11 protein-coding genes are annotated in these 12,208 nt (G+C 68.3%); all 11 read right to left on the minus strand.

Annotation, left to right across the window (positions count from 1 at the left end):
* The gene (pcaD, locus tag ACYJSS_RS19130) at positions 1 to 795 is read right to left on the minus strand and encodes a 3-oxoadipate enol-lactonase (RefSeq protein WP_236206657.1); all 795 of its coding nucleotides are present in this window, start codon (positions 793 to 795) and stop codon (positions 1 to 3) included.
* A gap of 10 nt (positions 796 to 805) precedes the next feature.
* Positions 806 to 2,167 (minus strand): 3-carboxy-cis,cis-muconate cycloisomerase, encoded by a 1,362-nt coding sequence (locus tag ACYJSS_RS19135; protein ID WP_275672251.1) that lies wholly within the window; start codon positions 2,165 to 2,167, stop codon positions 806 to 808.
* A gap of 274 nt (positions 2,168 to 2,441) precedes the next feature.
* The gene (pcaF, locus tag ACYJSS_RS19140; RefSeq protein WP_111263919.1) at positions 2,442 to 3,647 is read right to left on the minus strand and encodes a 3-oxoadipyl-CoA thiolase; all 1,206 of its coding nucleotides are present in this window, start codon (positions 3,645 to 3,647) and stop codon (positions 2,442 to 2,444) included.
* A complete protein-coding gene (locus ACYJSS_RS19145) occupies positions 3,644 to 4,438 on the minus strand; it encodes a CoA-transferase subunit beta (protein ID WP_236206656.1) in 795 nt (264 codons plus the stop codon). Before ACYJSS_RS19145 ends, pcaF begins: the two co-directional genes overlap by 4 nt.
* Entirely contained in the window at positions 4,435 to 5,286 is an 852-nt protein-coding gene (locus ACYJSS_RS19150; RefSeq protein WP_111263921.1) for a CoA transferase subunit A, read from the minus strand. Before ACYJSS_RS19150 ends, ACYJSS_RS19145 begins: the two co-directional genes overlap by 4 nt.
* A 124-nt stretch (positions 5,287 to 5,410) precedes the next feature.
* The gene (locus ACYJSS_RS19155; RefSeq protein ID WP_111263941.1) at positions 5,411 to 6,682 is read right to left on the minus strand and encodes a benzoate/H(+) symporter BenE family transporter; all 1,272 of its coding nucleotides are present in this window, start codon (positions 6,680 to 6,682) and stop codon (positions 5,411 to 5,413) included.
* Positions 6,683 to 6,766: 84 nt separating this feature from the next.
* A complete protein-coding gene (locus tag ACYJSS_RS19160) occupies positions 6,767 to 8,095 on the minus strand; it encodes an MFS transporter (RefSeq protein WP_111263922.1) in 1,329 nt (442 codons plus the stop codon).
* Positions 8,096 to 8,156: 61 nt separating this feature from the next.
* Positions 8,157 to 8,930, minus strand: coding sequence for a 1,6-dihydroxycyclohexa-2,4-diene-1-carboxylate dehydrogenase (locus ACYJSS_RS19165; RefSeq protein ID WP_111263923.1), 774 nt, complete (start codon positions 8,928 to 8,930; stop codon positions 8,157 to 8,159).
* A 53-nt stretch (positions 8,931 to 8,983) separates the two neighbouring features.
* Entirely contained in the window at positions 8,984 to 9,997 is a 1,014-nt protein-coding gene (gene benC / locus ACYJSS_RS19170; protein WP_111263924.1) for a benzoate 1,2-dioxygenase electron transfer component BenC, read from the minus strand.
* 45 nt (positions 9,998 to 10,042) lie between these two features.
* On the minus strand, positions 10,043 to 10,531 hold the full coding sequence (gene benB / locus ACYJSS_RS19175; protein WP_111263925.1) for a benzoate 1,2-dioxygenase small subunit: 489 nt from the start codon (positions 10,529 to 10,531) through the stop codon (positions 10,043 to 10,045).
* Complete coding sequence (benA, locus tag ACYJSS_RS19180; protein ID WP_111263942.1) at positions 10,528 to 11,886, minus strand: benzoate 1,2-dioxygenase large subunit; 1,359 nt, start codon at positions 11,884 to 11,886, stop codon at positions 10,528 to 10,530. The genes benB and benA overlap by 4 nt, the downstream gene beginning before the upstream one ends.
* Positions 11,887 to 12,208: the final 322 nt, after the last annotated feature.

The raw sequence follows: 12,208 nt of genomic DNA on the forward strand, positions 1-12,208 counted from the left end.
CTAGCCCTTGGCGTTCAGGAAGTCCAGCACCCGGCGGGTGAAGGCTTCACCGGCCTGGACGTTGGACAGGTGCGCGGCGGCGAACTCAACCAGCTCCGCCCCGACGATATGCGCCTGCAGGAAGCGGCCATGCTCGGGCGTGGTCACCGCATCGCCGCTGCCGCAGACGATCAGGGTCGGCGCGCGGATGGCGTCCAGTCGCTCGCGGAAGTCGGCGTCGCGCACCGCCGCGCAGTTGGCCGCGTAGCCCTGGGGCGAGGTCTGCGCCAGCATGGCGACGATGGGCTCGACCTTGGCCGGTTGCGCCTCGGCGAAGTCCGGGGTGAACCAGCGGGCGATGGAGGCATCGCGCAGGGCCGCCATGGCCGCCTGGCCATCGCGCAGCACCGTCTCGATGCGCGGGTTCCACACATCCGGGGTGCCGATCTTGGCGGCGGTGTTGCACAGCACCAGGCGCTGGATGCGCTCCGGCGCATGGATTCCCAGCCACTGGCCGATCAGCCCACCCATGGACAGGCCGCAGAACGAGGCCTGGGCGATATCCAGCGCATCCAGCAGGGCCAGCACGTCACGGCCGTTCTGCTCGATGCTGTAGGGGCCTTCGCTGACCAGGGAGCCGCCATGGCCACGGGTGTCGTAGCGCAGCAAGCGGAAGTGTTCGGCGAAGGCCGCGGCCTGCGCGTCCCACATGTGCAGGTCGGTGCCCAGGGAGTTGCTGAGGACCAGCACCGGCGCATCGGCCGGGCCTTCGAGCAGGTAGTTCAGGTCGCCATCGGCGAGTCGTACGGCAGGCATGCAAAGGCTCCTAACGCGAGAAATTCTGATGCTCGGCCACGGCGCGGTCGACCCAGCGACGCGCCTGACCGAGGTAGTGGGCCGCATCGAGCAGGCGGTCCAGCTCGTCGGCGGACAGTTGCGCGGTGACCTCGGGCTCGGCGCCGAGCACGGCACGCAGGTGCGCCCCCTCCTTCACCGCCTGGCGGCAACACCGCTCGACCAGGTGGTGGGCGGCGTCGCGGCCGATGCGCTGGGCCAGGGCGATGCTCACCGCCTCGGCCAGCACCAGCCCCTGGGTCAGGTCCAGGTTGCGGCGCATGCGCGCGGCGTCCACCTCCAGGCCCGGGACCACCAGCAGCGCCTGCTGCAAGGCGCCGGATACCAGGCAGCAGAGCTCCGGCAGGGTTTCCCATTCGGCGTGCCACAGGCCCAGGCTGCGCTCGTGTTCCTGGGGCATGGCGGCCAGCAGGGTCGCCACCAGGCCCGGTGCACGGGTGGCGGCACCGATGAGCACGGCGGCGCTCACCGGGTTGCGCTTGTGCGGCATGGTGGACGAACCGCCCTTGCCCGGCGCCGCGGGCTCGAAGACCTCACCCGCCTCGGTCTGCATCAGCAGGCTGAGGTCGCGCCCCAGCTTGCCCAGGCTGCCGGCGACCAGCCCCAGCAGGCTGGCGAACTCCACCAGGCGATCGCGCTGGGTGTGCCAGGGCTGCTCGGGCAGGGCCAGGTCCAGTTCCTCCGCCAGGGCACCGGCCACGGCGAAGGCCTTGTCGCCCAGCGCCGCGAGGCTGCCGGAGGCGCCACCGAACTGCAGGCACAGCAGGCGCGGCTTGAGCTCGGCCAGGCGCTGGCGGTGACGGGTCACCGCACCCAGCCAGCCGGCGATCTTCATGCCCAGGGTCACGGGCGTGGCGTGCTGCAGCCAGGTGCGCCCGGCCAGCGGCGTATCGGCATGCAGGCGCGCCTGCCCGGCCAGGCCCTCGGCGAGCGTGGCGAGATCGTTTTCCAGCAGGGTGATGGCAGCACGCAGCTGCAGCACCAGGCCGCTGTCCATGGCGTCCTGGCTGGTGGCGCCCAGGTGCACATGGCGCTCGGCCTCGGCGTCGCTGGCGGCGATGCGTTTGCCCAGCGCCTTGACCAGCGGAATCGCCGAGTTGCCGGCGCTGCCGATGGCCACGGCCAGGGCGGGGAAGTCATAGAGCTCGGCCTTGCAGGCCGCCTCGATGGCCGCCACCGCCTCGGAAGGGATCACCCCGACGCGGGCCTCGGCGCGGGCCAGCGCGGCCTCGAAATCCAGCATGCCCTGCACCCGGCCGTGGTCGCAGAAGATCGCGCGCATGGCCGGCGCGGTGAAATAGGCATCGAAGAGTTGGTTGCTCGGGCTGTTCAAGCCAGTGCTCCGGAAATCAGGAAGGTGAATCGTTTTATAGCAGCCGGCCCGTCACGACCAGCCTTTACGCACTTCGCCCGGCACATCAGGCGTAGCGAGCTCAAACCGCTACGTCGGATGGGTCATGGTGGGCTGAAGCCACCCTACGGCTGCATCACGCCGACCAGCCGTAGGATGGGTAGAGCGGAGCGAAACCCATCACGTGCCTCGCAGCTCCAGGGAGCGTTCCTACAGCTGCGCCGCGCACAGCAGCCGTAGCGAACGCAGTAGCCTGTCACACCCGTTCTATGGCCAGGGCGAGCCCTTGCCCCACCCCCACGCACATGGTGGCCAGACCGAGCTTGCCGCCGGACTTCTCCAACTGGTGCAACGCCGTCTGCACCAGGCGTGCGCCGCTGGCGCCCAGGGGGTGGCCGAGGGCGATGGCGCCGCCGTTGGGGTTGACCCGGGCGTCATCGTCGGCGAGGCCGAGGTCACGGGTCACAGCCAGCCCTTGGGCGGCGAAGGCTTCGTTGAGTTCGATGACGTCGAACTGGTCGATGCCCAGGTTGAGGCGCTCCAGCAGCTTGCGCACCGCCGGCACCGGGCCGATGCCCATGACCCGCGGTGCCACGCCGGCACTGGCCATGCCCAGCACCCTGGCGCGCGGGGTCAGGCCGTGTTTCTTCACCGCCTCGGCGCTGGCGAGGATCAGCGCCACGGCACCGTCGTTGACGCCCGAGGCGTTGCCAGCGGTGACGGTCTTGCCTTCACCGTTGACCGGCTTCAGCTTGGCCAGGGCCTCCAGGGTGGTCTCGGGCCGCAGGTGCTCGTCCTGGTCGATCACCGTGTCGCCCTTCCTGCCCTTGATCACCACCGGGACGATCTCCTCGGCGAAGAAGCCCTCAGCCTGGGCACGAGCGGCGCGCTGCTGGCTGCGCAGGGCGAAGGCGTCCTGGTCTTCGCGGCTGACCTGCTGGTCGTCGGCGACGTTGTCGGCGGTCTGCGGCATGGCGTCGACGCCGTACTGCGCCTTCATCAACGGATTGATGAAGCGCCAGCCGATGGTGGTGTCTTCGATCTTCTGGCTGCGGCCAAAGGCGCTGTCCGCCTTGCCCATCACATAGGGCGCGCGGGACATGGATTCGACGCCGCCGGCCAGGGCCAGCTCCATCTCCCCGGCAGCGATGGCGCGGAAGGCGGTGCCCACCGCGTCCATGCCCGAGGCGCAGAGGCGGTTGAGGGTGACGCCGGGAACGCTCTCCGGCAAGCCCGCCAGCAGCAGCGCCATGCGCGCGACATTGCGGTTGTCCTCGCCGGCCTGGTTGGCGCAGCCGAGGAACACTTCGTCGACTTCGTCCCAGCGCACCTGCGGGTTGCGCTCGATCAGCGCCTTGAGCGGGATGGCCGCCAGGTCGTCGGCACGCACGGGTGCCAGGGCGCCGCCGAAGCGACCGATGGGCGTGCGCACGGCATCGCAGATGAATACGTCGCGGCTCATTCCTCACCTCCCTGCTGGCCGTGGGCGGCGGCGGTGCGGGCTTCCAGGGCACGCAGCGCGGTCAGCTCCTCCTCGTTCGGGGCGAGAGTCTCGCTGACGCTGTCGGCGAAGCGGATCGGCCAGCCGGTGGCCTCGACCACCTGCTCGCGGGTCACCCCCGGGTGCAGCGAGGTGACGATGAATTCGTGGGTGCCGGCTTCCGGCTCCATGATGCACAGGTCGGTGATGATGCCCACCGGGCCCTTGCCGGGCAGACCCAGGCGCTGGCGCGAGTCACCGCCTTCGCCATGGCCGACCGAGGTGACGAAGGCCAGCTTGTCGACGAAGGTGCGGTGGGACTGCTTGAGGATGATCAGCACTTCCTTGGCGGAGCCGGCGATCTCCGGCGCGCCACCGGCACCGGGCAGGCGCACCTTGGGCGTGTGGTAGTCGCCGATCACGGTGGTGTTGATGTTGCCGAAGCGGTCCACCTGGGCGGCGCCGAGGAAGCCGACGTCGATGCGCCCGCCCTGCAGCCAGTAGCGGAAGATCTCGCCGGTGGGCACCACGGTGTCGGCGGTCTCGGCCAGCTCGCCGTCACCGATGGACAGCGGCAGCACCGTGGGCTTGGCGCCGATGGGGCCGGATTCGTAGATCAGCACCACGTCCGGGGACGAGGTCAGGCGCGCCAGGTTGGCCGCCTTGGACGGCAGGCCGATGCCGACGAAGCAGACCGCGCCGTTCTTCAGGCGGCGGGCGGCGGCGACGGTCATCATTTCATTGGTGCTGTAGCCAGTGGATTGGGCGCTCATTGCTTGGCCTCCGCAATTTTCTGCTGGAACTGGGCGAAGTCCTCGGTGCCGCGGATGTAGTCGTCGATCCAGGCGCTGAAGGCCTCGCGGTCGCGGGCGATCGGGTCCCAGGCCTGGTAGAAGCGGTTGTCGCGCTCGTAGTAGCCGTGGGCGTAGGACGGGTGTGCGCCGCCGGGCACATGGCAGACGGCGGTCAGGGCCCAGGTGGGCAGCACGCAGGCGTTCATCGGCGCGTCGAGGTCGTCGACGATCTCTTCCACCGTGACGATGCAGCGCTTGGCCGCCAGGGCCGCTTCCTTCTGCACGCCGAGGATGCCCCAGAGCAGCACGTTGCCCTTGCGGTCGGCCTTCTGTGCGTGGATCACGGTCACGTCCGGGCGCACCGAGGGCACGGCCGCCAGCACTTCACCGGTGAAGGGGCAGGTCACGCTCTTGATCAACGGGTTGACCTTGGGCAGGTCGGAGCCGGCATAGGCGCGCAGCACCGCGAACGGCAGCCCGGAGGCACCGGCCACATAGGAGTTGGCCAGGTCGGCATGGCTGTGTTCCTCGATTTCCAGCGCATGGGGCCAGCCTTTCTCCACTGCATCGCGCAGGCGGTGCAGCGAACCGACACCCGGGTTGCCGCCCCAGGAGAAGACCAGCTTCTTCGCACAGCCGGCACCGATCAGCAGGTCGTAGACCAGGTCGGGCGTCATGCGTACCAGGGTCAGGTCGCGCTTGTTCTGGCGGATCAGCTCGTGGGAAGCGGCGGTGGGGATCAGGTGGGTGAAGCCTTCGAGGGCGACGGTGTCGCCGTCGTTGACGAAGCGCTCGACCGCTTCGCGCAGGGAGATGATTTCAGCCATGTCGATCTCGTTCTGTTATCCAGGGCGCAAGGTTCGCCGGGTGATGGAAAGCTACCCCCGGCCCGATCGGCGAACAATCCGATAATCGACTATCCGTTCGATAATCGAACAACTCTGTACCTTGCTAAGCATTTCTTTCGGCGCCGGGAGCCTGCCGGCGGCCTTCCCCCGGGTGCGCCGGCGCGGCCTTCTCGTCCGTGGCCAGCAGCCCAGGCCGAGCTTGGGCCCGCGGTCGATGCACGCCCAGCAGCAGGTGCGCGGCCAGGCCGAAGATCAGCCCCCAGAAGGCCGCCGACAGCCCGAGCAGGGACATGCCGGACGCCGTGACCAGGAAGGTGATCAGCGCCGCTTCGCGGTCCTCCGGCACCGCCATGGACCCGGCCAGCGCACCGGCGATGGCGGCGAACAGCGCCAGCCCGGCCAAGGCCGCGACCAGCTCCCGGGGGAAGGCGCTGAACAGCGACACCAGGGTGGCGCCGAAGAGGCCCAGCAGCAGGTAGAACAGGCCGCCGACCACGCCGGCCACGTAGCGCCGGCCCGGGTCCTCGTGGGACTCGCGGCCGCTGCAGATGGCGGCGGTGATGGCCGCCAGGTTGAGGCCGTGGCAACCGAAAGGGGCCAGCAGCAAGGTGCCCAGTGCGCTGCTGGCGATGATCGGGCTGGCGGGCGTGCCGTAGCCGTCGTTGCGTAGCACGGCGATGCCCGGCACGAACTGCCCGGTCAGCGCCACCATCACCAGCGGCAGGGCGATGTTCAGCGTGGCGTGCCAGCTGAATTCCGGGGTGATCCACACCGGGGTGGCGAAGCCGATCACCAGGGCCGAGGCGTTCAGCTCCCCGGTCGCCAGGGCGATGCTGCAGCCGGTCACCAGCACCGCCATCACCGCATAGCGCGGCAGCAGCCGCTTGCCCAGCAGGTAGGCGGCGAACATCGCCAGCACCAGCAGCGGTTTCTCCTTCACCGAGACGAACAGCTGGGTGCCGAAGCTGAAGAGGATGCCGGCCAGCATCGCGGCGGAAATCGCCGCGGGCAGCCGACCGATGATGCGATCGAAGGCGCCGGACAGCCCCACCAGCAGGATGAGCAGGCTGGAGAGCAGGTACGCGCCCACCGCCTGGTTGAGGCTGACGCTCGGCAGCGAGGCCACCAGCAGCGCCGAGCCGGGAGCGGACCAGGCGATGACCAGCGGTACCCTGAAGCGCAGGCTGAGGACGATCCCCAGCACGCCACTGCCGATGGAGATGGCCCAGACCCAGGACGACAGCACCGCGTCGGGCAGGTTCGCGGCCTTGGCCGCCTGGAAGATGATCACCAGCGGCCCGGCATAGGAAATCACCGTGGCGACGAAGCCCGCCACGGTTGCCGACAGCGAGAAATCACGGATCAGGGTGCGCAGGAAGGTTGCCTGTCGCGTGGCCATGGCCAGCTCTCCTGTTTGTCTTTCCGGGTCAGGCGGGGCGTTGCCGACGCCCCGCGCGCTTCAGAGCCTGGCACCCGCCAATGGAGCAGCCTGGGGCGCACGCAGCGAGACGAAGCACATGGCCAGTGCGGCGATGGCGCCGGGGATGGCGAAGGCCATGAAGTTCAGCTGCAGCGGCAGGTTGATGCCCAGCAGCGCACCGCCCAGCAACGGCCCGACGATGGCGCCGTTGCGGCCGATGCCGGAGGCCCAGCCAAGGCCGGTGGAGCGGATGGCCAGGCCATAGAACTGCGCCGCCGTGGCGTACAGCAGGATCTGCGTGCCGATGGTGGTGGCGCCGGCGATGCCGATCAGCAGGTATAGCAGCGGTGTCGGGCTCTTGAAGCCGAGCAGGCTGATGGACAGCGCCGCGACGATGAAGAAGGCCGCCACCACCCGGGGCAGGTTGAAGCGATCACCGAGGACGCCGCCGGCGATGGCGCCGAACATGCCGCCCAGGTTCAGCGCCAGCAGGAAGGACAGGCTCGAACCCAGGCTGTAGCCGGCGTTGGCCATCAGCTTCGGCAGCCAGGAGCTGAGCGCGTAGACCATCAGCAGGCAGCAGAAGAAGGCGATCCACAGCATCAGCGTGCGCAGGGCCCGCCCCTCGCGGAACAGCTCCAGCACCGGTGCGCCCTGGGCCTTCGCCTCCACCAGTTCGAGCAGGTCGTCATCGCGCAGCTCCCGCTGCGGGTCGACCTTGCGCAGGATGGCCCGCGCCTGTTCGGTGTGGCCCTGGCGCAGCAGGAAGCCGACGGACTCGGGCAGGTACCAGAGGATCAGCGGCAGCAACAGCAGCGGCACCGCAGCGACGAAGAACATCGCCTCCCAGCCGAAGCGCGGCAGCATGTAGATGCCGACGCCGGCGGAGAGCATGCCGCCCAGGGAATAGCCGCTGAACATGATGGCGACCAGGGTGCTGCGCAGCCGTTTCGGCGCGTACTCGTTCATCAGCGCCACCACGTTGGGCATCAGCCCGCCGATGCCCAGCCCGGCCATGAAGCGGCAGATGCCGAACTCGGTGGGGTTGCGTGCCAGGCCGTTGAGCACCGTGAAGCCGGAGAACAGCACGAAGCAGATGGCGATGCCGCGCTTGCGCCCGATGCGGTCGGCCAGGGGGCCGAAGACCAGCGCCCCGAACATCATGCCGAACAGCGCGTAGCTGCCCAGGGCGCCCGCTTCCATGGGCGTCAGCCCCCACTCCTTCATCAGTACCGGCAAGACCACGCCGTAGATGAACAGGTCATAGCCGTCGAAGACCAGCAGCAGGGCGCACCAGAGCATCACCATCCAGTGGAAGGGCGTGAAGCGGGCGTCGTCGATGATCGCGTGTACGTCGAGTTTTCGCATGGCATTCGTCTCTTGTTCTTGTTGTCGAGAAAGCGTTGCCGGTGGAACCGCGGCGCGGGTTTCAGCCCAGGTCGCCACCGCCTACCGGCAGGGTCACGCCGGTGATGTAGGAGGCTTCGTCGGACGCCAGGAAGAGGATCGCGGCGGCCTGTTCGTCGATGCTGCCGTAGCGTTTCATCAGGCTGCTGTCGAGGGTCTGGTCGACGATCTGCTGGTACCAGATCTTCTCCTGGGCGCTCTGCTCCGCCGTGTTGCGCGGGATGCGCCGGGGCGGCGCCTCGGTGCCACCGGGCGCGGTGGCGTTGACGCGGATGCCGCGCCCGGCGTTCTCGAAGGCCAGGCAAGCGGTGAGCGCGTTGACGCCGCCCTTGGCCGCGCCATAGGGCACGCGGTTGAGGCTGCGGGTGGCGATGGAGGAAACGTTGACGATGGCCCCCGCGCCCCGCTCCAGCATGTAGGGCAGCGCCGCGTGGCAGCACCAGAGCGTGGGGAACAGCGAGCGCCGCACTTCGGCCTCGATCTCGTGCACCTCGTAGTGCTCGAACGGCTTGGCCCAGATTGTGCCGCCAACGTTGTTGACCAGCACATCGAGGCGCCCGAAGCGTGCCACCGCCGCCGCCATCACCCGGCTGCATCCGGCGTATTGCTCGAGGTCGGCGGTCAGCGCCAGCACACGGCCTTCCCCCAGCTGTTCGCGCAGCTCAAAGACCCGCTCGGAGCGGTCCACCGCCACCAGGCGGGCGCCCTCTTCCACCAGGCGCTCGGCCACACGGCGGCCGATGCCCTGCGCCGCGCCGGTGACCAGCGCGACCTTGTCGTTGAATCTGTTGCTCATGACGGTCCTCTGCCGTTGCCGGCCACCAGGAGGTTCACGGGTTGGAGTGGTGCTCAGGCGGCGCTGGCGGCGAACTTCTCGTAGTAGAAATTCGCCGGCTGCACGCCCTGCTCGCGGATGAAACGGCTCACCGCCTCCACCATCGGCGGCGGGCCGCAGAGGTAGATGTCGACGTCGCCGTCGTTGAGGTGGCGCGGTTCGATGTGCTGGGTGACGTAGCCCTTTCGCGGGTAGCCGCTCTCGGGATCGGCCACGCAGGCGCTGAAGCTGAAGGTGGGGATGCGCGCGGCGAAGGCTTCCAGGCGATCCAGCTCCACCAGGTCGAAGTCGTTGGTCACGCCGTAGATCAGGTGCAGCGGATGCTCGCTGCCCTGCTCGGCGACCTTCTCCAGCATCGCGGTGAAGGGCGCCAGGCCGGTGCCACCGGCCAGCAACAGCAGCGGCCGGCGGATGTCGCGCAGGTAGAAGCTGCCCAGCGGCCCCACCAGGCTCATGCTGTCGCCGGCCTTGGCCAGCCCGGTGAGGAAGCTGCTCATCAGGCCGCCGGGCACGTTGCGGATCAGGAAGCTGACCTCGCCGTCCTTCTGCAGCGAGCTGAAGGAGTAGGCGCGGGACTGTTCGCTACCCGGCACCCTGAGGTTGACGTACTGCCCCGGCAGGAAGGCCAGGCGGCTCAGGGACTCGCCCTTGATCGACAGCGAGATGGTGCTGTCGGACAGCTGGCGCACGGCGCTGATGGCCGCGTCGAAGCTGGCCTGCTGGGTCTTGCACAGCGCGGACGAGGCTGGCACCCGCACCACGCAATCGCTGGCCGCGCGCATCTGGCAGGTGAGCACGTAGCCCTGCTCGGCCTCCTCCGCGCTCAGGGCATCGTCGATGTAGTCCTGGCCCAGGTCGTAGCGACCCGCCTCGGCGAAGCACTTGCAGGTGCCGCAGGCGCCGTCGCGGCAATCCAGCGGGATGTTGATGCCCTGGCGATAGGCCGCGTCGGCCACGGTCTCGTCGGGGCTGGCGTCGATGAAACGGGTGACGCCATCTTCGAAGGTCAATGCGATGTGATGAGTCATGTCGGGCTCCACGGAGCGCGGCCTCGGGATGGCCGGGCCGGGTGTTCAGATGTGGTAGATGTCGATGACCTGGCGCACGTAGTCGTTCTTCAGGACCACCTTCTTGGCCGTGATCAGCGGCTGCTCGCCGCGCACGTCGAGGCGGTAGAAACTGGTGCCGAAGTAGCTGTCCACGGTCTTGTAGCGGTAGCTCAGGGTGTGCCAGTTGAAGCGCACCCGGCACTCGCCGGCGGCCTGCTCGAGGAGCTCGATGTTGCTGATGTTGTGGGAGGTGCGGGTGTCCGGCATGGTCGCGCTGGAGCGGTCGGTCTTGATGCGGAACACGCGGTCCTCCAGGCCGCCCCGGTTGCCGTACCAGATCAGCGAGATCTCGGTCTGCGGGTTCTCGGTCAACTCGTCGCGATCGTCCCAGGCCGGCATCCAGAAACTGGCATCGGCGGCATAGAGTTCCAGCCAGCTGTCCCAGTCCTTGTCGTCCAGGTAGCGCGCCTCGCGGTAGAGGAAGTCGCGCACGGCGTCATGGGAGATGCTCATTGCACGGCCTCCACGGGGATCAGTCGCTGCTCGGCCGCAGCGGCCTCGAGCAGGGTTGCCTGCCAGTACTTGTGCTGCAGCACGAACAGGCCCTCGTCCTCGGTGCGCACGCCGGACAGTAGCGGGTGCAGGTCGATCTCGCGGGCGGCCTCATCGGCGCCTTCCACCCAGTGCGCGGCGCCGCGGGACATGTCGTTCCAGCCACGGTTGCCCTGGTAGCCGAGCTGGCAGGAGCGGAACTCCTCCAGGTCGTCCGGGGTGGCCATGCCGCTGACGTTGAAGAAGTCCTCGTACTGGCGGATGCGCCTGGCGCGGGCCTCGGCGCTCTCGCCCCGTGGCGCGATGCAGTAGATGGTGATTTCCGTCTGGTTGACGGACAGGGGCCGGGCGATGCGGATCTGCGAGCTGAACTGGTCCATCAGGTAGACGTTGGGGTACAGGCAGAGGTTGCGCGAGTTCTCGATCATCCAGTCGGCACGGGCACGGCCGAAGTCCCGGGCCAGCTCGTCGCGGCGCTCGTAGAGGGGGCGGTCCTCGGGGTTGGCCCAGCGCGTCCAGAGCAGCAGGTGGCCCTTGTCGAAGGCGTAGAAGCCGCCGCCGTTCTTGGCCCAGCTGCCGGCGCTCATGGTCCTGATTTCCTCCCCCGCCTCGCGCTGCTTGCGCTGGTTCTGGGTGGCGGCGTAGTTCCAGTGCACGGAGCTGACGTGGTAGCCATCGGCGCCGTTCTCGGCGGTCAGCTTCCAGTTGCCTTCGTAGACGTAGCTGCTGGAGCCGCGCAGCACTTCCAGGCCCTCGGGGGACTGGTCGACGATCATGTCGATGATCTTCGCCGACTCGCCCAGGTGCTCGGCCAGCGGCACCACGTCCGGGTTGAGGCTGCCGAAGAGGAAGCCGCGGTAGGACTCGAAGCGGGCGACGCGGGTCAGGTCGTGGGAGCCTTCGCAGTTGAAGCTCGCCGGGTAGCCCGCCTCGGCCGGGTCCTTGACCTTGAGCAGCTTGCCGCTGGTGTTGAAGGTCCAGCCGTGGAAGGGACAGGTGTAGGACGCGCGGTTGCCGCTCCTGTGCCGGCACAGCTGCGCACCGCGATGGCTGCAGGCATTGAGGAAGGCGTTGAGCTCCCCGTCCTTGTTGCGCGCGATGAAGACCGGCTGGCGCCCCATGGTCAGGGTGAGGTAGTCGTTCTTCTCGGGAATCTGGCTCTCGTGGGCGAGGTACAGCCAGTTGCCTTCGAAGATGTGCTTCATCTCCAGTTCGAACAGACGCGGATCGGTGAACATCTCCCGCTTGCAGCGGTAGACGCCCTTCTCCTTGTCTTCCTCTAGCAGCGAATGCAGGAACTCGAATCCCAGGGACATGGCCAGGGCCTCCATTGTTATGTGTTCAGGCAGGCTCAGGTTAGGGAGGCGCGGGCAGCGGCAATATCCGCCTTGTGCAGATCGCTATCCGTTTTGTGCAGAGGGGTTACGGGGTGTTGCGGATGGCGGGCATGGCGGCCGCTTCAAGGCGCGGATGCGCTTTTTGCAGGGGCGAATGAATTGGCTCTGTCTGCGTTAGCTGTTGTGGTTTTAATGCAAGCGCTCAAGTACGGACCTTTCCGGGCGCCCAAGGGTTCGTGCCCCCCACCGCATGGGTTTCGCTTCGCTCTACACCATCCTACGAAAGCCTGTGCGCACCACG

The organism is Pseudomonas sp. No.21 (assembly GCF_054558415.1).